Source organism: Candidatus Accumulibacter sp. ACC003 (genome assembly GCF_907163085.1).
GTDB lineage: Bacteria > Pseudomonadota > Gammaproteobacteria > Burkholderiales > Rhodocyclaceae > Accumulibacter.
This window is the reverse complement of sequence record NZ_CAJQTX010000005.1, coordinates 321,079-342,722: the sequence shown is the minus strand read 5'-3', so window position 1 is coordinate 342,722 and position 21,644 is coordinate 321,079. Positions and strand designations below refer to the sequence as shown.

Below are 21,644 nucleotides of genomic sequence, written 5' to 3'. Positions count from 1 at the left end.
GGATAGTGGGATGACGCGGCGGCTTCTGGCACGAAGCTTGATGCTCGCAAGAGTATGCAGCAGGAAGTTGTATAGCGTCTCACTTGCCCGCTGTGGTCCGGATCGGCAGTGAAACAGGGAGAACGATAGTAATGTGTGGGATCGCAGGCATCTCCACCTGGCGGCCGAACATTCCGCTGCACGATGACATCCAGCGCATGATCGCGCCCTTGTTGCATCGTGGCCCGGATGATTCGGGCGTCTGGCTAGACGGGTGCGCCGGTATCGGACTGGGACACCGGCGACTGTCGATCCTTGATCTTTCGCCGCAAGGCCACCAACCGATGCTCTCGGCGAGTGGGCGCTACGTGGTCGCCTATAACGGCGAAATCTACAATTTCGCCGAACTGCGCAAGGAGCTGGACGCCGCCGGCAAGTCACCGGCCTGGCGTGGCCACTCGGATACGGAAGTGCTGCTCGCCTGCGTCGAAGCCTGGGGTATTGAAGAGGCGCTGAAACGTAGCGTCGGGATGTTCGCGATCTCGCTCTGGGACCGCGAGCAGCGCGTGCTTACGCTTGCCCGCGACCGCCTGGGTGAGAAGCCGCTGTACTACGGAGAACTCGGCGGGCGCCTGCTTTTCGGCTCCGAACTCAAGGCGCTGCAGGCTGTCGCCGGCGGCGCCCTGCAGATCGACCGCGACGCTCTGGCTGAATTCATGCGCTTCGCCTACATTCCGGCGCCGCTGACGATCTATCGCGGCCTTCGTAAATTGCCGCCTGGCCATCTCCTGCAGATGCGCTGCCCCGGCGACGCGGAACTGGCGCCGCGCCCATTCTGGCAACTCGCCGGCTGTGCTGCCGCAAGCCAGCGTCTGCAGTTGGCCGAAGCCGACGACCAGACCCTGATCGAGGCGGTCGAGCAAGCCCTGTCCGAGGCGATACGCCTGCAAATGGTCTCCGATGTGCCGCTCGGTGCCTTCCTGTCTGGTGGCGTGGACTCCAGCACGGTGGTGGCGCTGATGCAGGCTCAGAGCAGCCGACGCGTGCGTACCTACACCATCGGCTTCGACCAGCCCGGCTTCAACGAGGCACCTTTTGCGCTTGAAGTGGCACGACACCTGGGTACCGAACATACCGAACTCTACGTCACGGCGCGCGATGCCGAGGAGCTGATTCCTCGACTGCCGACGATCTATGACGAGCCGTTTGCCGATTCTTCACAGATTCCGACGACGCTTGTTTCACATCTTACGCGCCAGCATGTGACCGTATCACTGTCGGGCGATGGCGGCGACGAGCTGTTCGAAGGCTATCCGCGCTACGGCCTGACGGCCGATCTGTGGCGACGCATCAACCGCTTGCCGCTGGGCATCCGTCGCGCGGCGGCAGCCGCCTTGCGGGCGCCGTCAGCGCAGGCCTGGGACCGGGTCTTGTCGCTGCTGCCGGCGTCACGGCAACAAAGCATCAACGGCCGGCGCATGCATCGCCTGGCACAGCTGCTGGTGACCGACAGCCTCGGGGAAATGTACTTGCGCCTGATGTCGCAATGGCAACCCGAGGAAGCCCTGGTTCGTGGCACGAGCCAGCAGCGCTTCACGATGAACTACTGGGATGCAACGCGGCCAGCCATGGAAGCGATGCGTTTGTGGGACGTCCGTCAGTACCTGCCCGACGATCTGCTGGTCAAGGTGGATCGTGCCTCGATGAACGCCAGCCTCGAGGCCCGCGCGCCGCTACTCGACCACCGCGTCGTCGAACTGGCCTTTGCCCTGCCGCAGCGGGTGCTGGTGCGCGACGGTGTTGGCAAGTGGATTCTCCGTCAGGTCCTGTACCGGCACGTGCCACGGGCCCTGATCGAACGACCGAAAACGGGCTTTTCGGTGCCGCTCGGCGATTGGCTGCGTGGCCCCTTGCGCGCCTGGGCCGACGAACTGTTGGCGCCGAAAAGCCTGGCTGCCGATGGCTTGCTCGACGATGGCAAGGTGAGCTTGCTGTGGCAGGAACACCTCTCGGGCCGCTTCGACCGCAGCAGCTACCTCTGGAATGTGCTGATGTTCCAGGCGTGGATGCACAACGAAAGAAGTTCGGTGTGAAACCTCATAACACGGCGCCCCTTACACCCTACCCTTGGGTATTGGCGCTGTTCTTCTCTGCAATTGCCACGGCACAGCTGGCTGTTTTGTGGTTTGAGTGGTATCGCATACTTCCGGCAACATTTATCCTTTTGACCGCCCTGTTGCTGTGCGCCCAACCAATGCGCCACGTTCGTTTTGATTCGCAACTCAGTGTCTTGGGTGTCTTTATCACCCTGTACGCGTACATGGTAGTGTCAACTGCTTGGGCGCCGAACGCCCAAGAAGCTGTGGTGGACGTGGGAAGGGTGTTGGTGGCAATTGTGCCGCCCTTTCTCTTTGGGCAAACTGTAGGACGTCGGTTTTCCCTCGCCAGTATTTCATTTGGGCTAGGCTTGATCCCGCTGCCGTTTGCATTTCAAGCACTCTACAGCGCCTACGCTTACGGCGACTCCATGCTGGTTGGCGCGCTCAGCATTCGAACGATACTCAGTGGGTTGTGCTGCTTGATCGCGCCAATACAACTGGCACTCTATATTTCCACCGGCAAACGAATTGCATTAATTCAGCTGGCTCTATTGCTTGTTCTTGCGCTACTAATTCAATCTCGAAGTGCATTGTTGATTGTCTTTCCGGCGGTGCTTGCTGCCGCATATTTTCTTAGCCGTCGCATGTTTGCGACATCTTTAATAACCATATTTGTGGTTGGCGCGGCGGCCTTGATTGTGCTTCCCCCGAGTGAAATTGTGGAGCGCTTCTCGTCGGCGAACACCAATTTGGATATCTCGGAGTCCGTCCTCGAAGAGGCCAGCAAACCTGCCGAAGGGCGCGTCGATTTTGATCGACGGCTGGCGGCGTTTGTCTCCCTCAACCTCTTTTTGGAGAATCCTGTGTTGGGGGGAGGGTACTCGTCAGTGCTGCAAGTCACCCGTGACCAACACCACAAGGACGTCGTATCACATGGTTTTGTTCCGGGCACCTTGGGTGAGCTTGGCATACTGGGGATCGTGCTAATACTTATCTTCGTCCGCAGATCTTTCCGCGTGTTCAAGCGCATGACCCGTGAGCAGCCGGAAAGCGATACGATCCTCATTACGGGATACAAAGTTGGATTTGTGGCGCTACTTGCTTACGGGTTTTTTCACCAGACTTTGGAGTCTGCCTTTTTTGCGTTGTTTGTAGGGCTCTTCCTTGGCGCTGCCTCTAGAAAGACCGCTCACACGATCTGCCAGCCGACAGACAAGCCGATTAGGCGTCCCATGCGAGTGCTTCATCTTATCTCAACGTTGGGTTCAGGAGGTGCCGAGCGTCAGCTATCGCTGTTGGCACCCGCAATGCTATCTGCTGGGCTCGACGTTGTCGTGGCGTACAGGGAAGGCGGCATCAACCTCGCGCGCTTGGCCGATAGTGGCGTCAGCCTTTACCAACTCCCGGCACGGGCTAACCACGATCCGCGCCAGTTCCTGGATTTGTGCACCGTGATGACGCGTTTGCAACCCGACCTTGTTCAGACCTGGCTCTTGCAGATGGACGTGATGGGCGGGCTCGCGGCACGCTGGGCAGGCATACCGCAGGTGCTCAGCGAACGCTCATCGGCAACGATGTACGCGAATGGTTGGAAATTCGCGCTCCGCGCGGCGCTCGGCCGGCATGCGAAGGCCATCGTTGCGAACTCGCAGGGCGGACTGGACTACTGGCATGCACAGCGCGCGCGCGGCTGCCTGCGCCTGATTCACAATGGCCTCTCACCGTTGGTCATCAGCCGGCCGGCCGACGATCTGGGCCTGGCCGACGTCCCGCTGCTGATGGTCGCTGGCCGCTTGAGCTATGAGAAGAATATCCCGGTTCTCGTCGACGCCCTGGCCGGCGCCTTGCGGCAACTCCCCGCGCACCACGCGGTGCTTTTCGGCGAAGGGCCGTTGCGCGAAGACGTTGAACGGCGCATCGACGCCAGCGGCCTTGGCGAGCGCTTCCACCTTGGCGGTTTCAGCAGCGAACTCGGATTCTGGTTGCAGCGGGCACAGGCGCTGGTCTCGGTGAGCAGCTTCGAAGGCCATCCCAACGTGGTTATCGAGGCCGCCGCCGCTGGCTGCCCGATGGTGCTTTCGGACATTCCAGCGCACCGCGAAGCCGTCGCTGCCTCGGCGGCGCTGTTTGCCGCCGCAGACAACGCCAGCAGCCTGGCAAGCCACATCGTGGCCACCGTCAACGATCGTCAATCCGCTCTGGAGCGTGCCGATCGGGCCAGGGCAGCAACCGCCGACCTGGCCATCGACAGGGCCGCAGCGCGCTACCTGGCCCTCTATCGCGAGCTGCTGCAATGAAAATCGTCGTCAACGCCTACTCGGCGCGGATCGGTGGCGGGCAGACCTATCTGCGTAACCTTTTCGCACACTTGCCAGCACGGGCGGATCTGGAAGTACTGATCTTTGCACCTGCCTCCTTGCAGTTGCCCGCGCATCCGCAGGTGCGACGCGTCCATGCCCCCTGGCCGGCCAGTAACCCCCTCGCCCGCGCCTTTTGGGAGCGCTGGGTCTTGCCCGGCTTCCTGCGTCGGGAGCAAGCCGACCTGCTGTTCTGCCCTGGAGGAGTGGTTGCTACACGCGCTCCGGCAAACTGCAAGGTGGTCGGCATGTTCCGCAACATGATTCCGTTCGACGACGCGCTGGTACGCAGCATGCCCTGGGGCCTGCAGCGCGTGCGCAACCTGATTCTGAAACGCGTGCTCTTGCGCAGCTTGTCCGAAGCCGACCTGACGATCTTCATCTCGGATCATGCGCGTGCCGTGATCGAGGAGCTGGTGCGCATCCCCAACCCGGTCACCATCCCGCACGGGATCAACGACAGCTTCCGTTGCGCCGCCGACAGCTTACCCCGCCCGGAACTCGCTCCGCCTGGCGACTACCTGCTCTACGTCTCGCGCTTTGACGTGTACAAGCATCATCGCGAGCTGGTCAGCGCTTTTGCGGCCCTTCCCGAGGCGCTGCGCGCTGGGCTGCAGCTAGTGTTTCTCGGCGAGACCGACATGCCGGAGGCCGAGCCTGTGGCACGTCTGGTGCAGGAACTTGCACTGGCCGACCAGGTGCTGATGCCTGGCGCTGTGCCCTACGCGACGCTGCCGGCGTGGTACCAGCACGCCCGTGCCAACCTTTTCGCTTCCTCGTGCGAGAACTGTCCGAACATTCTCCTCGAGGCCATGGCCGCCGGGCGTCCCGTGCTGTCGTCGAATGTCATGCCGATGCCCGAGTTTGGCGGCAGCGAGATTGCTTACTTCTCGCCAGACGACCCGCAGGAGACGTCGCGCGCACTGGCCAGACTACTGAGCGACAGCGACTACAGTGAGCAGATTGCGCAGGCGGCCTTGCGGCGCAGCGGTCTTTACGATTGGCGTATCACGGCGCGGGAAACCTGGACCAGGCTGATCCAGTTGAGCGAACAAAACCACTAGGGAGAAAAATAGCGTGACACCTGAATCGGCAGATCTGCGCGTTCTGGTTCTTGGCGCCTCGGGCATGTTGGGCAATGCGGTGCTGCGGCTGTTTGCCGACAGCAAAGGCTTTACCACCGTCGGCACGGTTCGTTCGGCCCGTTCGGCCAGGCTACTGCCGAGCGCGCTGCAGCCACTCCTGCTAGCGGGCGCAGACGTCGACAACCCCGACAGCCTGCTGGAAGTGTTCGGCAGGGCACGGCCGCAGGTGGTCATCAATTGCATCGGTCTCGTCAAGCAGTTGTCGGCCGCCAAGGACCCGCTTTCGACGATTCCGATCAATTCGCTCTTGCCGCACCGGTTGGCGCGCCTTTGTTCAGTTGCCGGAGCGCGGCTGGTGCATATGAGTACGGACTGTGTCTTTTCCGGTGAAAAGGGCATGTATGTCGAGAGCGACAGCCCGGACGCCACTGATCTGTATGGTCGCAGCAAGCTGCTGGGGGAGGTCGACTACGACAACGCGATTACCTTGCGGACGTCCATCATCGGCCATGAACTTGATGCGGCGCACAGCCTCGTCGGCTGGTTCCTGGCCCAGCAGGGATCGACCAAGGGGTTCCGGCGAGCGATCTTCTCGGGCTTGCCGACGGTCGAAATCGCGCGCATCATCCGCGACTTCGTCATTCCCCGGCCCTCTGCGCATGGCCTGTATCACGTGTCCGCGGAAGCAATCAACAAGTTCGATCTGCTCAAGCTACTGGCCGACGAGTACCGGAAAGAGATCCTTGTCGAGCCGGCTGACGACCTGGTGATCGACCGCTCGCTTGACTCGCGTCGCTTTCGGGCGGAATTCGGTTACAGTCCCGCGCCGTGGCCCGAGCTGGTGCGCCGCATGCGCAGTTTCGGTTGAGAAAGAGAAGGCATGGCCACGCTGTCGCGCGGCCATGATGTTTGCGAGTCGAGGAAGCTCCGTGCAAGATTTCTACAAGACCAATCGCCTGTTTTGCCTCTGCCTGGTCGCGACCGTCGGTTTCAGCATTTTCCTTGTTCATGTCGCCGGATTTCGCGGCATGGTCAGCCAGATCTCCGGAGAGACAGAGCGACTGAGGAACGTGACCTTCGTCATCTGGGACAATTACGGGTCGGTGAAGCACGGCTATCTCGTGTTCTTGTCGATGGACGATTTCGAAAAAGGAATTGCCTACTCCAATCATTCGACGCTGTATCTGTTCTTCATGTATTTCCTGTACAAGATAGAGCTCTTTCTGCCGTCATTGCCCATGCGCGCAACATCGGCTTTCCTGGAAATGTCCTTGCTTGTCGCGGTTATCGTATCAATCACGTCGATGCTTCAGAAGGAAAGAATTCGTTTCGGCCAGGGCGTCCTGTTCCTGCTGTCGATTGCCTTTCTTGTCACCATGCCCGGCTTCTGGATATCTGCCGGCAAGTTCAACGTGGATAACCCCTTTCACTTCTACGTCCCGATTCTTCTGATTGTTGCCTTCGTCGTTTCCAGAGGCATCGTGTCCGGGCCGAAGCTGTGGCTCGCGATCGCGGCCCTGAGCCTTCTGGCGCCGATTGCCGCAGCGCTGCTGGGCCTGTTTTTCCTCGGGCTGTCGATCCGAGCCGACGGATTATCGAGGGGAATGCTGCGCCTCGGTGTCGCCACGATCATTTGCAGCGTGCTCGTCTACGCTCAGCCGGTCATCGTGTCATCTATCCTGGGCTTCGGGAGCAAGAACAGCTCATGGCTTTTCCGCTCCGGCCTTGACGGCAATGTGACCTATTTTTCGAATGTGATCAACTCGGTCATCGCCCCGTATTTTCCGCGCCCGATTCATCTGCTGCTCGTTCCTCTGGCGCTTTTGTCGGTGCAGCTGCTGTCCATGCTCAAAATGAATACCGCCGACAAGGCATCGCTGGCGTTCCCGGGCGGCAGCAACGCCGGGATGTTCTACCAGGTGCTCTTCTCGCAGTACATCATTGCCTGCCTGCTTTGGCCGCAAGCTGTTTCCATCCACCCCTACCTGTATGATTATCTCCTGCTCGTGCCGATTGGCGTCTGGATCGTTTTCAACTTCTTCGGTTCGATCAGTCTGCAAGCGAATACCAGGATCTGGGTACTGGCACTGCTGTTCCTGATATCGTTCAATCTTCAGCAGATCGCCCAGGTAAAAAAATGCAAGACCTGTTATTACCCCGCGTGGCCGACTGATCAGTTGAAGCTGCCATGAAGAAGGTCGCCATTCTCCAGTCAAACTACATCCCCTGGAAAGGCTACTTCGATATGATCGCCGCGGTAGATGAATTCATCCTCTACGACGATGTGCAGTTCACCAAGAACGACTGGCGCAATCGCAACCAGATCAAGACGCCGCAGGGCGTGCAATGGCTGACGGTACCCGTGGGGCAGGGTATAGATCGGCGTATTCGCGACGTTACTGTCGATGCCCGATGGCAGGCAAAGCACTGGAAATCACTGGCCAGCAACTATCGCCGCGCGCGGTACTTCGGCGAAATTGCCGCCTGGCTCGAACCCATGTACGGCAGCAGTACTTACAGTCATCTCTCACAGCTGAATCGTTGCTTCATCGAAGCCATAAACCGTTACCTCGGCATTCGGACGGTGATCAGCAACTCCTGGGACTACAGACTTCTGGAAGGGAAAAGTGAGCGCCTCGCCGATCTCTGTACGCAGGCTGGCGCCGGGGAGTACGTATCGGGTCCTGCTGCCAGAGAGTACCTCGACGAAAAGGTATTCCGTGATCGGGGAATCAGGTTGACCTGGTTCGACTACCATGGCTATCCCGAATACCGGCAGCTGTGGGGTGCGTTTACCCCGGGCGTCAGCATCGTCGATCTGCTGATGAATTGTGGCCCGGACGCCCACCGTTACATGAAGTATGTCAGCGCATGAAGCTCTCGATTGTCGCTACCCTCTACCGTTCGGCACCTTTTCTGGAGGAATTCTGCCGCCGGGTGGGTGCAGCAGCCCAGCAGGCATTCGGCGACGACTACGAAATCGTCCTGGTCAACGACGGTTCGCCCGACGACTCGCAGAAACTGGCGCTCGAGTTGCAGGCTGGCGACGGGCACCTGCAATTGGTGGAGCTGTCGAGGAACTTCGGGCACCACGCAGCGATAGTTGCCGGCCTGGCGCATTGCCGCGGGGAACATGTCTTCCTGATCGACTGCGATCTCGAGGAGCAGCCGGAGTGGCTGACGCTGTTCAGGGACAAGATGCGTGAAGTGGGTGCTGACGTGGTCTTCGGCGTTCAGCAGGAACGGGTATCGACACGCGTGTCGAACCTGTTTGGCGAGATGTTCTGGTCGTCGATCAACCTGATGTCCAGCGTCAGAATTCCCCACAACCCGATGACCTGCCGTCTGATGACGAGGAGGTATGTGGACGCGCTCCTGGGTGTTGGCGACCGCGTCCTCTACCTGGCTGGCGTTTTTGCCTGGACCGGCTTCGAGCAGGCGTCGATTCCGCTGACCAAGAAGCCGCGACCGAAAGCGCACAAGTCCAGCTACAGGCTGTCGCGCAAGCTGCTGCAGGTCGCCGACTCGTTCGCTTCCTTCAGCGTCGCGCCCCTGTCGCTGATCTTCTTTACCGGCCTACTGATTTGGCTGGGGTCGGTGCTGTACGCAGTGATCCTCCTGTTCCTGAAGCTGATCCAGCCGGACATCGTTCTTTCGGGATTCACCTCGATCATGCTGTCGCTCTGGTTCCTGGGCGGCACGATCATTCTCTTCCTGGGAATCCTCGGACTCTACATCGCTAAGATCTTCCAGGAAGTAAAGCGAAGGCCTTTGTATATTGTGCGCAACGTTCACAGCGGAGGCCAGCATGAACAATCAACTTGATGCCTATCTGCCGGCCTACGGCGAGGGGTTCGGCTACGCCTTCGACAACAACGTCATCCTGAACTGGTATCCGGAGAGGGTCATGCGGCTGTGTCCGACCTCTGACCGGCTGCTGGAACTCGGCATCGGTCATGGCTATACCACGGATCGCTTCGCGCAGCACTTTGCGAGGCACATCGTGGTCGATGGCTCGACATCGGTCATCGAGCAGTTTCGCGATCAGTACCCGGATTGCCCGGCGACCGTAGTGCAGGCCTACTTTGAAGACTTCGTACCTGACGAGCGCTTCGACGTGATCGTGCTTGGCTTCGTCCTCGAACACGTCGCAGATCCCGGGGCAATCCTGCGACGGTACAGGCAGTTCCTGGCGCCCGGCGGACGTTGTTTTGTCGCCGTGCCCAACGGGCAGTCGCTGCACCGGCGGCTCGGACATCTTGCCGGTCTTCTCGACGACATGATGGCACTCGGTGCTGGCGACCTGCAGCTCGGACATCAGCGCCTGTACTCGGTCGATAGCCTGTCCGCCGAGCTCGAAAGTGCCGGCTACCGTATCGCGCGCAAGGAAGGCATCTTCCTGAAGCCGCTGACCACCGACCAGTTGCAGAGCCTGCAGTTGCCGAAGAACGTCCTGCAAGCCATGTGCGAAATCGCCATCGGCTACCCCGAGTTGAGCTGCGCGCTGCTTTTCGAGGCAGGGGCGGACCCGGTTTGAGAGAGCGGCGCACCGACGGCATGGCGGCCAACGCCGTCATGCGGACTGCTGCCAGGCTGCTCACCCCGACGCAGCTCGGGGCACCTGTGGCGCAGAGCGCGGCACATGCCGTATTTGACGTCGTCGAGGCTTCCTTTTGACCACGGTCCTGATTACCGGGGTTGGCGCGATCATGGGCTACGGATTGCTCCGTTCCATGCGTGCCGCAGCGCCGCAAGTGCGGCTGGTCGGTAGCGACATATATCCCGACGCGGTCGGACAAGCCTGGTGCGACGTATTCGAAAAAGCGCCCTTGACGGCGAGCACGGGCTATCTGGACTGGCTTCTTGACCTGATCGACAGGCAGCGGGTCGACCTGGTGATACCCGGAATCGAGCAGGACGTTCAGCGATTGTCGGACGGCCGCGACAGGCTTGTCGCCAGCCGCTGCAGATTCGCCATCAATGGGGCTCTGCTGGTCGACCTGTCACGCGACAAGTGGGCAATGCACCAGGCCTTGCTGGCCGTGCAAGACTCCTCAAGAATCCCCAGTTACCTGAGCGGCGACTTTGCAAGTCTTTCGGCACGCCTGGGTTTGCCATTCATCCTCAAGCCGCGCCGGAGTTATGCATCGAAAGGGCTGCTGCGCATCAGCGATGCAGCCGAGTTTGCGCGGCACGGGAAACTGCTGGGCGAGCACTTGCTGGCCCAGCCACTTGTTGGTTCTGATGACGAGGAGTTCACCGTCGGCGTGTTCGGCGACGGCGAGGGGCGGGTCTGCGCATCGATCAGCATGCAGCGACGCCTCGCGCCGGACGGGTCTACCGCGAAGGCATGGATCAGGAAGCACGCGAGTCTTGACGATACGGTCAAGCGTCTTTGCGCGCACTTCAAACCGCTGGGGCCAACGAACCTTCAGTTTCGGCGCGACGGCACGGACTGGAAGCTTCTTGAAATCAATCCGCGTGTTTCTTCGACAACCTCGATTCGGACTGCCTTCGGATACAACGAAGCCGCGATGAGTCTGGGGTTCTTCCTGCACGGCAAGCTGCCGGTCCAACCCCGGATAATGGACGGCTTTGCCGTTCGCTTCATAGAGGACTACGTCGTTCATGATCGGGATCATTTCTGATATTCACGGCAGCCATGTTGCGCTTGCCGCCGTGCTCGCGCGCCTGGATGAAATGGCTGTTTCCGAGATCATTTGTCTGGGGGATATCGGCGGCTACTACTGCCAGGTAAATGAATGCTGCGAAGAGCTTCGGTCAAGGAATATTTTCTCGCTAATGGGGAATCACGACTGGTATCTGGCCACCGGGGAGACATGCCCACGATCGGCTAGCGCGAACAGGTGTCTCGATTATCAACGGCGAATACTTGCGGAAACAAACAGGAGCTGGCTGCAATCCCTGAAACCAAGGGCTGACATCGGCGCGTTGAGCATTGTGCACGGCGGCTGGAATGATCCGCTCGATGAATATGTTGTGCCATCTGTAGAGTATTTTTCTTGCCTTGAGGGCCGTTTCTTTGCTTCGGGACACACCCATGTGCCCTGCGTATGGGGAGCCGGGGACAAGAAATACTGCAATCCGGGTTCCGTCGGCCAGCCGCGAGACGGCGACCCAAGAGCTGCCTTTGCGCTCTGGGACCGGGACAGCGGCGTCTTTACCCTGCAGCGCGTCAGGTATAATTACGTGCTACTGCAGACGGCGATGAAGCAGGCCGGTTTTGAGCCCTATTTTTACGAGAACCTATCTCGAGGCACGAGGATTGGCGGCAAAGTCGACAGTCTGCCGGACCTCGGCTGAGGTCCGGCGCTTCTGCTTATGCTGGGTGAATGACTGCGAGACAACTTGAAGACCTACCTCTGGATACTGCCGATTGCCACACTGGTAACTTACAGCCAGCTCGTCGTCAAGTGGCGAGCAAGCACTCTGGGCGACGTGGCAAGCCACGGCTTTGGACAGCATCTGCTCAAATTCCTGACAGATCCAGTGATTCTTTCAGCATATGCCGCGGCCCTGTTTGCCTCGTTTGCATGGCTTTACGTGGTAACCAAGCTGCCGCTGGTCGTTGCTTTTCCGGTCTATATCGGCGTCACTTTTGCGATGGTCTTGCTGGGCGGCTGGTTTTTCCTCGCTGAAACGCTCAGCGCCACCAAAGTCGTGGCCGTGCTGCTGATATTTTCCGGGATCATTCTCGGCGTGAGTGCCGATGCTTAAGAATGGGCTTTCCGCCGGAATTGATGGATGGCTTGGCGAAGTGCGTTCGCACTTCGCCGAAGCCGCGCCCGACTTGCTGCCTCTGTTTGAGATCTATGCGGCCGAAGCCCGCTTTGGCCGCCGGTACCTCGACGCCGACCTGCAGCACCTGCCTGCCGCGGCGAGGGTGCTGGAGGTGGGCGCGGGCGCTCTGCTGCTCAGTTGCCAGCTAAGCCGAGAGGGCTACGTGGTGACGGCGCTGGAACCAACGTCGGACGGGTTTTCGCACTTTACCCGGATGCGCCAGATAGTTCTTGACAATGCGCGTGCCGAAGGCTGTTGCCCGCAGCTTCTGGAGGTCGCTGCCGAGCGTATGTCCGAGCGGAATGCTTTCGATTTCGCGTTTTCGATCAACGTCATGGAGCATGTGGATAACGTTTCACTTGTTCTGGAGAGGCTTGCGGCCAGCCTTGCCTGTGGCGGCACTTATCGCTTTACCTGTCCGAATTATCTCTTTCCCTACGAGCCCCATTTTAATATCCCGACTGTTTTTTCCAAGAGCCTTACCGAGAGAGTTTTTGGCAGGAGAATATTTTCTAACCAGACTGTAGCCGACCCCGTGGGCACCTGGAAGTCGCTGAACTGGATTACTGTAACCGAGGTAAGGAGGCTCGTCGAGCGCTTGCCTGAATTGCAGCTTTCTTTCAATCGCGGCCTGCTGGTATCGACGCTGGAGCGTATGCTCTCCGACCAGGATTTCGCGAGTCGCCGCTCACCATTTTTCCGGAAATTGCTGTCGTTCCTGGTGCGCTTCCGGGTACACCGGATCTTCCGATTCTTGCCCGCCACGATGCAGCCGATCATGGATTGCCGCATCGTCAAAGTCGCTGGCGGAGGAGCCTCCTGATGGCGCAGATTACGCGCGGCATACGGGCGATCCTGTCTTCCCCGTTCGTTTATTCGTCGTTTCAGTCGCTGATGGGAGCACACAAGGGACGCCAGAGGTTCGTCGCGGACTTCGTGCGGCCTTTCTCGGGGATGAAGATCCTCGATATTGGCTGCGGGCCGGCGGATATCCTGGGCTATCTACCCGCTGTCGATTACCATGGCTTCGATATCAGTGAGTCCTACATCGTCCAGGCACGGGCCAGATTCGGGCGGCGCGGCAGCTTTCACTGCCAACAGTTGCGGCAGGCCGACCTGGCCGACCTGCCGCTCTTCGATCTGGTCCTGGGTATAGGTCTGTTGCACCATCTCGACGACCCGGTCGCCATCGAAGTGATGCGGCTCGCCAAGCAGGCTCTGAAGGCTGACGGCAGATTCCTGGCGGTCGATCCATGCCTGGATGCCGGGCAAAATCGCGTCGCCCGCTTTCTGGTAAGCAAGGACCGCGGCCAGAACGTTCGCGACAAGACGGGCTATGAAGCGCTTGCCGGGAATGTCTTTGGCAAGGCGCGCGCCGATGTACGTCATCAGGCTTGGATTCCCTACACGCATTGCTTCATGGAGTGTCAGTGATGATGACTGCGCCTGGCCGCTCCTCGGCACGACCATCGTTTGCGCAGGCCGAGCTTGTCACCTGGCGCCCGGCGGCCTTCGGCTGCTGCTGCCAGCGCTTGCCGGTCGAAGCGTGCGCTGGCAAGCATCGAAGCCGTCTGAGCACGATGGTAAGTCGGCGTCGCGACCCTGGAGAGCAAGCTTGAGCGAAGAGAAGATCCCTTTCAACCGCCCCTACATGACCGGCAAGGAGCTGTACTACATTGCCGAAGCCAAGTTCGGCAATATGCTGGCCGGCGACGGCCCCTTCACCAAGCGTTGCCACGCATGGATCGAAGAGCAGATGGGTTGTGCCAGGGCGCTGCTTACCCACTCGTGCACAGCGGCGCTGGAAATGTCGGCACTGCTGCTCGACATTCAGCCCGGCGATGAAGTGATCATGCCTTCCTACACTTTCGTTTCCACGGCCAATGCCTTCGTCCTGCGCGGCGGCGTGCCGGTTTTCGTCGATATCCGGGAAGACACCTTCAACCTTGATGAGTGCCTGATCGAGGCGGCGATCACGCCGCACACCAGAGCCATCGTGCCGGTGCATTACGCCGGTGTGGCGTGTGAAATGGACAGCATCATGGCGATCGCGCGGCAGCACGGCTTGAAGGTCGTCGAGGATGCGGCGCAGGGTGTCATGGCAAGCTACCGGGGGCGGGCGCTGGGCAGTATTGGCGACCTTGGCAGCTACAGCTTTCACGAGACCAAGAACGTCATCTCCGGTGAAGGCGGGGCCCTGCTGGTCAACGATATGCAGATGGCGCAACGGGCCGAGATCATCCGGGAAAAGGGCACCGATCGCAGCCGCTTTTTTCGCGGCGAAGTAGATAAATACACCTGGCAGGAAGTCGGCTCATCGTTCCTGCCAGGTGAATTGATCGCGGCTTTTCTGTGGGCACAGCTCGAGGAGGCGCAAGCCATTACCACCGAGCGCTTGGCGATCTGGGCGCGTTACCACGAGGCGCTGGAGGCACTGGAAGCAAGAGGCCTGCTGCGGCGTCCGGTCGTGCCGGCGCATTGTCGGCACAATGCCCACATGTACTACGTCGTGCTGGCGCCGACGCTTGATCGGGACGTGATTATCGAGGCCCTGCGGCAAGCCGGAATCTACGCCGTTTTTCATTATGTGCCATTGCACTCGTCTCCGGCGGGGCAACGTTACGGGCGGGTAAACGGGTCTCTGACCGTCACCAATCGACCGGCGGAGAAACTGTTGCGCCTGCCGCTATGGGTCGGTTTATCCCTGGAACAGCAGTACAAAGTCATCAGCGTACTGGAAGAGGCGGTCGAGAAATGTGCGCCTTGAAGGAACGGCTGGTATGTGCTCCCTACGATGCATCCACGATAGAAATAGGAACTAGCGGTGTTTAAAGACAAAATTCTGTTGATTACCGGCGGTACCGGCTCATTTGGCAACGCCGTTTTGCAGCGTTTTTTGCATTCCGACTTCTCCGAGATCCGCATCTTCAGCCGCGATGAAAAAAAGCAGGAGGACATGCGGCTTGCCCTGAAGAGCGACAAGGTGAAGTTCTACATCGGCGACGTGCGCGAGTACGACAGCGTTCATGACGCCTTGCGCGGGGTGGACTACGTTTTCCATGCGGCGGCCTTGAAGCAGGTACCGTCGTGCGAGTTTTATCCGATGGAGGCGGTGCGCACCAATGTCCTGGGTGCAGAAAATGTGATGCGGGCGGCAATTGCCAACCAGGTTCGCAGGTGCGTCGTTTTGAGTACCGACAAGGCGGTCTACCCGATCAATGCAATGGGCATTTCAAAGGCGATGATGGAGAAGTTGATGGTCGCCAAGTCACGACTGTGCGATCCGGGCAAGACCGTCCTGTCTGCGACGCGCTATGGCAACGTGATGGCATCCCGGGGATCAGTGATCCCGCTTTTCCTGGAGCAGCTTCTTTCGGGAAAGGCGATCACGATTACCGACCCGAACATGACGCGCTTCCTGATGTCTCTCGACGAGTCTGTCGATCTGGTCCTTTACGCCTTCACGCATGCGCGCCCTGGTGACATCTTCATCCAGAAGGCGCCGGCTTCCACGGTCGGTGACCTCGCCCAGGCGATGCGGGAATTGCTGCTCAGGAACAACGAGATCAAGGTGATCGGCACCCGACATGGCGAAAAACTCTACGAATCGCTCGTTTCGCGTGAAGAAATGGCTCGCGCAGAGGATTTGCAGGGCTACTACAGGATCCCGGCCGACTCCCGGGATCTGAACTACAACAAGTACTTCGTCGAAGGAGAGACCGAGATTTCCGAGCTCGACGACTACACTTCGCACAATACGCAGCGCCTCGATATCGAAGGCGTAAAGAAGACTTTGCTGCAGCTGGACATCATCCGCGAGGCGCTCAATGCGTAAGCTCAGGGTAATGACCATCGTCGGCACAAGGCCCGAAATCATCCGGCTTTCGCGCGTCATGGCCGAGCTGGATCGGCACTGTGAACACGTGATCGTTCACACCGGGCAGAACTACGACTACGAGCTGAACGAGGTGTTCTTCAGTGATCTGGGAATACGAAAACCCGACATGTTTCTGGAGGCCGCGGGAGTGACGGCAGCCGAAACGATCGGCAAGGTGATCATGGCCGCCGACCGGGCTTTCCAGGAGTTTCAGCCAGAGGCACTGCTGCTCCTCGGTGACACCAACAGTTCTCTGGCGGCGATCGCCGCCAAGCGGCGCAAAATCCCCATCTTCCACATGGAGGCCGGTAATCGCTGCTTTGATTTCCGGGTCCCCGAGGAGATCAACCGGCGCATCGTCGATCATACCTCCGACATCAATCTAACCTACAGCGAGATCGCTCGCGAGTATCTCCTGCGCGAGGGCCTGCCGGCGGACCAGGTGATCAAGACGGGCAGCCCGATGCGTGAGGTGATCGAATACTACCGCCCGGGGATCGACGCCTCGGACGTGCTGAGTAGGCTGAACCTTTCGCAGGGTCATTATTTCGTTGTCAGCTCGCACCGTGAGGAGAACGTCGATTCACCACCAAATATCGAGAAGTTGTTGGCGATTCTGAACACGCTGGCCGAGACCTATCGCGAGCCGGTGATCGTTTCGACGCACCCGCGTACCCGCAAGCGCCTGCAGGCGCTGACGCTGACGGCGCATCCGCTGGTGCAGTTCCTGAAGCCCTTCGGTTTTCTCGACTACGTCAAGCTGCAGACCGAGGCCCGCTGCGTCTTGTCGGACAGCGGCACGATCACCGAGGAGTCCTCGATACTGAATTTCCCGGCGCTGAACCTGCGCGAAGTGCATGAACGGCCGGAAGGCTTTGAAGAAGCCGCGGTGATGATGGTCGGCCTGAGCGTCGATCGTGTATTGCAGGGTCTGGCGATTGTCGACCAGCAACCGCGCGGGGCATGCCGCGCGCTTCGTCTGGTCGAGGACTACTCGCCGGACAACGTTTCCCTGAAGATGCTGCGGATCATCCAAAGCTACACCGATTTCGTCAATCGGAAGGTCTGGCACAAGACGGAAACGGCCTAGGGGATAGCAGCAAATGCGGGTTCTTGTTGTGAGTCAGTACTACTGGCCGGAAAATTTTCGTATCACGGAAGTCGTGCAGGCACTTCGCGAGGAGGGCTGCGAGGTGCTGGTGCTCACTGGCCAGCCGAATTATCCGGAAGGCGTGAGCTTCGCCGGTTATTCGTGGTGGTCCTGTGCGACCGAGCCGCACGATGACGTGACCATTTTTCGTGTGCCGTTGGTGCCGAGAGGTCGCGCTTCAGCGCTGCGCTTGTTGGCGAATTATGCTTCATTTGTTTTTTCGGCGATCGTCTGCGGCTCCTGGCTGCTGCGGGGGCGTTCTATCGACGCGATATTCGTTTTTGCGGTTTCACCGATAACGCAAGCGATCCCGGCGATCTGGCTGGCGCGGCTGAAAAAGGCCTCGGTGATTACCTGGGTCCAGGACCTGTGGCCGGAAAGCCTGAGTGCCGTAGGTTTCGTGCGCAACCAGAAAATTCTCGATGCCGTTTCCTGTCTCGTGCGCTGGATATACCGCAAGAACGACCTTCTGCTGGTCCAGTCGGAGGCATTCATCGAACCCGTACAGGCCATGGCCGGCAAGACGCCGGTCCGCTATCATCCGAACGCGGGCGATTTTGCGTTTTCCTGCGCGACAGCGGAAGAAGAATGCCCGCTGGTTTTCGAGCCGGGCTTCAATATCGTCTTTGCCGGCAATCTCGGCACGGTACAGGCGCTTGATACCATCCTCGAGGCGGCGGAATTGCTCCGTGAAGACAGGGAGATAAGGCTGGTCCTGGTCGGTAGTGGCAGCCGTGGCGAATGGCTGGGAGCCGAAATCAAACGAAGAAAACTCGCCAACGTTGTCTTGCCCGGTCGCTTCGCCTTATCGTCAATGCCGTCGATCATGTCTTCAGCATCGGCGCTGCTGGTCAGTCTGGTGCGTAGTCCGATAATGAGCAAGACCGTGCCGAGCAAGGTGCAGGCCTACCTGGCAGCGGGACGCCCGATCATCGCCGCTCTCGACGGCGAGGGCGCGCGCGTCATCCTCGAGGCCGCTGCTGGTGTAGCCTGCCCGGCCGAGGATCCGCAGGCCCTGGCCGCGGCCATTCGCAGCTTGCAAACGAGTGGGCCTGAGGCACTGGAGCGCATGGGCGCCAATGCGCGCGCCTATTACGAGAGCAATTTCGAGCCGCGCGTCCTGGCTCGAAGGCTAAAGGATTTTCTCGTGTCGACTCGCAAGGTGGCGTCGTGATTCTATTGACGGGAGCTTCTGGCTTCGTCGGGCAGGCGCTGTTGGCGCCTTTGCGCCAGCGACATCGCATCCGCATCGTCGTGCGGGATACGCGGGCTGCGCCCTGCCCCCAAGGTGTGGCCATCGTCCAGGCGTCCTTGTCAACGGATCAGGACTGGTCCGCAGCGCTGTCCGGAGTCGATGTCGTCGTCCACTGCGCTGCACGGGTGCACATCATGAACGATGTCGTCGCCGATCCATTGGCCGAGTTTCGTCGCGTCAACGTCGCCGGCACTCTGCACCTGGCACGCCAGGCGGCGCAAGCGGGCGCGCGGCGATTCGTCTTTCTCAGCTCGATCAAGGTCAATGGTGAGCGCACTCTGCCCGGCATGCCATTCACCGCCGAGCAGCCACCGGCGCCGGAGGATGCGTACGCGATCTCGAAACGCGAAGCGGAAGACGGTTTGCGCGTATTGGCGCAAGAGACGGGAATGGAGGTGGTCGTCATCCGGCCGCCGCTGGTCTATGGGCCGGGCGTCAAGGCAAACTTTCTCGCCATGATGCGCTGGTTGGCGCGTGGCGTTCCTTTACCACTGGGCGGCATAGCGGAAAACCGACGCAGCCTGGTAGCTTTGGAAAATCTGGTGGATCTGGTCGCTACCTGTATCGAACACCCAGCCGCGGCGAATCAGGTCTTTCTCGTTTCCGATGGCGAAGACCTGTCGACCGCAGCGTTGCTGCGACGAATGGCCAAGGCTCTCGGCCGCCCGGCAAGGCTGATTTCACTGCCAACTGCAGCGCTGTCGCTGGCCGCAGGTTTGATCGGACGTCCAGGCCTTGCACAGCGTTTGTGCGCGTCGCTCGAAGTGGATATCGGCAAGACAAAGAAACTCCTCGCCTGGTCGCCGCCGCTGAGCGTCGATGAGGGATTGCGGCGCACGGCCGAACACTGGCTAAACTCAAAGACAGGGCCCTCAAGGTGAAGCGTTTTTTTCGCTTGTCGGGAGAGATGAACGCTTTCCCTGGCCTGCTTCCTGAATTTCGTGCGTTCGCCATTCTGGCGCCGCCCGGGCTGAACTTCCGGACGGAGACCGTGAGTCGATGATCAGACAGTTCCTTTCCTTGCCCCGTTGGCAGAAGCAGGCGATCGCCGTCACCACGGATCTGGTCTTGCTGTTTGCTGCTTTCTGGTCGGCGCTGGCCGTACGTTTTGAGACCTTCATGCCCGACCTGGATGCCTACGGCTGGCAGTTGCTGGCAGCACCCTTGCTGGCCATACCGATCTTCGTGCATCTGGGGCTCTACCGCGCGGTGATCCGTTTCATGGAGGACCGCGTCGTCTTTGTCGTGGCGGGCGGCGTGAGCCTGTCGGTGCTCGTGCTGGCAGCAGTGATCGCGCTGACCCACAGTCAGGGTCTGTCGCGTGGCGTACTCGTGATCTACTGGGTACTGGCGATTGCCTATGTCGGGGTGACCCGCTTCATGGCGCGCAGCTATTTCCTGCGCGCCGAGCGACGACAGACGCCGCGCACGCGGATTGCCATCTACGGCGCCGGCAGCGCGGGGACGCAGCTCGCGTATGCGCTGCGGGCCGGCAAGGAATACCTGCCGGTGCTGTTCTTCGACGACAATCCGCGCCTCCAGAAGAGCGAGGTAGCCGGCTTGCGCGTGCATTCGCCGGCGGATCTGGAGGATGTCGTGAAAGCCCGGCGGGTCGATGAAGTGCTGTTGGCCATTCCCTCGGCGAGCCGCGCCCGCCGGCTAGCAGTCATCGATCGCCTCGAAGGCCTGCAATGCAAGGTCAAAATAGTGCCGGGTATGATGGCGGTCGTCAGTGGCAAGGTCACCGAAGACGCCATCCGCGAGGTGGAAATCGACGACCTGCTGGGACGTGAATCAGTGGCGCCGGATCCGCTTTTGCTGGAGCACTGTGTCACCGGCAAGGCGGTGCTGGTTTCCGGTGCGGGCGGCTCGATCGGTTCGGAGCTGTGCCGCCAGATCGTGAGTCTGCAGCCCTTGCGCCTGGTGTTGATGGAGCTTTCCGAGTTCGCCTTGTATTCGATCGAGCAGGAACTTCGCAATCTGTGCGAGCGCACGGGTACGCAGCTCGAGCTGGTGGCGGTCATGGGCTCGGTCACCCAGCAGCATCGCAACGAAATGCTCATGACCCGTTTCGCGGTGCAGACGGTCTACCATGCCGCGGCCTACAAGCACGTGCCGCTGGTCGAGCATAACCCGATCGAAGGTTTGCGCAATAACGCTGTCGGGACGCGGCGAATGGCCGAGGCGGCGTTGGCCGCAGGCGTCGAAACCTTCGTGCTGATCTCCACCGACAAGGCGGTGCGGCCAACCAACGTGATGGGCGCGAGCAAGCGCCTGTCCGAGCTCATTCTTCAGGCCCTCGCCAGACGCGGTGGCGGCACCCGCTTCTGCATGGTCCGTTTTGGCAATGTCCTCGGTTCCTCGGGTTCCGTCGTGCCGCTCTTCCGCAAACAAATAGCGGCGGGCGGGCCGATAACGCTGACCCATGCTGACATCACGCGCTATTTCATGACCATTCCCGAAGCCGCGCAACTGGTCATCCAGGCCGGTTCAATGGGTCAGGGTGGCGAAGTCTATGTGCTCGACATGGGTAAGCCGGTCAGAATCATTGAGCTTGCACAGCGCATGGTGCATTTGAGCGGACTTGCGGTGCGCAATGATGAGCATCCGGATGGCGATATCGCGATTGAGATCGTGGGTCTTCGTCCGGGTGAAAAGCTCTATGAAGAATTGCTGATCGGCGAGAACGTGGAGGGGACTGCCCATCCGCTGATCATGCGGGCCTATGAACATCAGCTGCCGTGGGAGAGCTTGGTTGAGGTCCTGGGAGAAATGGACCGAGCGAGCCGGCTATTTGACTATGAGCGCGTGCTTAGCTTGCTTGGTACGGTGGTAGAAGAATATGCTCCAGCGCAGCAAGGCGCCGACGACTTGTGGTGGCGCACAATGGCAAGGCCGGCCACTGGTGACTTTCTGGATGAAACTCGGAGCGGAAGGCGGCTTCAGGAAGGAAAATGAATTGACGCAGGAGGTGGACATATGCCTTCGCGACCTCATAATGCGCTTGCTTCGACATCGAGTGAAACTGTTCGGCTGCACAC

The 21,644-nt window shown here is 60.0% G+C and carries 19 protein-coding genes; all 19 read left to right on the top strand.

Annotated features, from left to right (window positions below):
• Positions 1-131: 131 nt before the first annotated feature.
• Positions 132-2,072, top strand: coding sequence for an asparagine synthase (glutamine-hydrolyzing) (gene asnB / locus QZ656_RS11335; RefSeq protein WP_291993485.1), 1,941 nt, complete (start codon positions 132-134; stop codon positions 2,070-2,072).
• The gene (locus QZ656_RS11330) at positions 2,042-4,375 is read left to right on the top strand and encodes a glycosyltransferase (RefSeq protein WP_291993484.1); all 2,334 of its coding nucleotides are present in this window, start codon (positions 2,042-2,044) and stop codon (positions 4,373-4,375) included. The genes asnB and QZ656_RS11330 overlap by 31 nt, the downstream gene beginning before the upstream one ends.
• The gene (locus QZ656_RS11325) at positions 4,372-5,499 is read left to right on the top strand and encodes a glycosyltransferase family 1 protein (protein WP_291993483.1); all 1,128 of its coding nucleotides are present in this window, start codon (positions 4,372-4,374) and stop codon (positions 5,497-5,499) included. The genes QZ656_RS11330 and QZ656_RS11325 overlap by 4 nt, the downstream gene beginning before the upstream one ends.
• 34 nt (positions 5,500-5,533) lie before the next feature.
• Entirely contained in the window at positions 5,534-6,388 is an 855-nt protein-coding gene (locus tag QZ656_RS11320) for an SDR family oxidoreductase (protein WP_291993839.1), read from the top strand.
• A 61-nt stretch (positions 6,389-6,449) separates the two neighbouring features.
• A complete protein-coding gene (locus tag QZ656_RS11315) occupies positions 6,450-7,712 on the top strand; it encodes a hypothetical protein (protein WP_291993482.1) in 1,263 nt (420 codons plus the stop codon).
• Positions 7,709-8,395, top strand: coding sequence for a WbqC family protein (locus tag QZ656_RS11310; RefSeq protein WP_291993481.1), 687 nt, complete (start codon positions 7,709-7,711; stop codon positions 8,393-8,395). The genes QZ656_RS11315 and QZ656_RS11310 overlap by 4 nt, the downstream gene beginning before the upstream one ends.
• Positions 8,392-9,345 carry a glycosyltransferase family 2 protein gene (locus tag QZ656_RS11305; RefSeq protein WP_291993480.1) on the top strand — a complete coding sequence of 318 codons (954 nt, stop codon included), beginning with the start codon at positions 8,392-8,394 and terminating at the stop codon, positions 9,343-9,345. Before QZ656_RS11310 ends, QZ656_RS11305 begins: the two co-directional genes overlap by 4 nt.
• Entirely contained in the window at positions 9,329-10,057 is a 729-nt protein-coding gene (locus QZ656_RS11300; RefSeq protein ID WP_291993479.1) for a class I SAM-dependent methyltransferase, read from the top strand. The genes QZ656_RS11305 and QZ656_RS11300 overlap by 17 nt, the downstream gene beginning before the upstream one ends.
• A 172-nt stretch (positions 10,058-10,229) precedes the next feature.
• Positions 10,230-11,168: an ATP-grasp domain-containing protein gene (locus QZ656_RS11295; RefSeq protein WP_291993478.1), complete on the top strand. Its 939-nt coding sequence runs from the start codon at positions 10,230-10,232 to the stop codon at positions 11,166-11,168.
• Positions 11,149-11,844, top strand: coding sequence for a metallophosphoesterase family protein (locus QZ656_RS11290; RefSeq protein ID WP_291993477.1), 696 nt, complete (start codon positions 11,149-11,151; stop codon positions 11,842-11,844). Before QZ656_RS11295 ends, QZ656_RS11290 begins: the two co-directional genes overlap by 20 nt.
• Positions 11,845-11,889: 45 nt before the next feature.
• The gene (locus QZ656_RS11285) at positions 11,890-12,258 is read left to right on the top strand and encodes a hypothetical protein (protein WP_291993476.1); all 369 of its coding nucleotides are present in this window, start codon (positions 11,890-11,892) and stop codon (positions 12,256-12,258) included.
• The gene (locus QZ656_RS11280) at positions 12,251-13,144 is read left to right on the top strand and encodes a methyltransferase domain-containing protein (protein WP_291993475.1); all 894 of its coding nucleotides are present in this window, start codon (positions 12,251-12,253) and stop codon (positions 13,142-13,144) included. The genes QZ656_RS11285 and QZ656_RS11280 overlap by 8 nt, the downstream gene beginning before the upstream one ends.
• The gene (locus tag QZ656_RS11275) at positions 13,144-13,755 is read left to right on the top strand and encodes a class I SAM-dependent methyltransferase (protein ID WP_291993474.1); all 612 of its coding nucleotides are present in this window, start codon (positions 13,144-13,146) and stop codon (positions 13,753-13,755) included. Before QZ656_RS11280 ends, QZ656_RS11275 begins: the two co-directional genes overlap by 1 nt.
• Before the next feature lie 181 nt (positions 13,756-13,936).
• On the top strand, positions 13,937-15,088 hold the full coding sequence (rffA, locus tag QZ656_RS11270) for a dTDP-4-amino-4,6-dideoxygalactose transaminase (protein ID WP_291993838.1): 1,152 nt from the start codon (positions 13,937-13,939) through the stop codon (positions 15,086-15,088).
• Positions 15,089-15,145: 57 nt separating this feature from the next.
• The gene (locus QZ656_RS11265; protein WP_291993473.1) at positions 15,146-16,156 is read left to right on the top strand and encodes a polysaccharide biosynthesis protein; all 1,011 of its coding nucleotides are present in this window, start codon (positions 15,146-15,148) and stop codon (positions 16,154-16,156) included.
• Entirely contained in the window at positions 16,149-17,288 is a 1,140-nt protein-coding gene (wecB, locus tag QZ656_RS11260) for a UDP-N-acetylglucosamine 2-epimerase (non-hydrolyzing) (RefSeq protein ID WP_291993472.1), read from the top strand. Before QZ656_RS11265 ends, wecB begins: the two co-directional genes overlap by 8 nt.
• A 13-nt stretch (positions 17,289-17,301) precedes the next feature.
• Entirely contained in the window at positions 17,302-18,522 is a 1,221-nt protein-coding gene (locus QZ656_RS11255; protein WP_291993471.1) for a glycosyltransferase family 4 protein, read from the top strand.
• The gene (locus QZ656_RS11250; RefSeq protein ID WP_291993470.1) at positions 18,519-19,484 is read left to right on the top strand and encodes an SDR family oxidoreductase; all 966 of its coding nucleotides are present in this window, start codon (positions 18,519-18,521) and stop codon (positions 19,482-19,484) included. The genes QZ656_RS11255 and QZ656_RS11250 overlap by 4 nt, the downstream gene beginning before the upstream one ends.
• A gap of 118 nt (positions 19,485-19,602) precedes the next feature.
• On the top strand, positions 19,603-21,561 hold the full coding sequence (locus tag QZ656_RS11245; protein WP_291993469.1) for a nucleoside-diphosphate sugar epimerase/dehydratase: 1,959 nt from the start codon (positions 19,603-19,605) through the stop codon (positions 21,559-21,561).
• Positions 21,562-21,644: the final 83 nt, after the last annotated feature.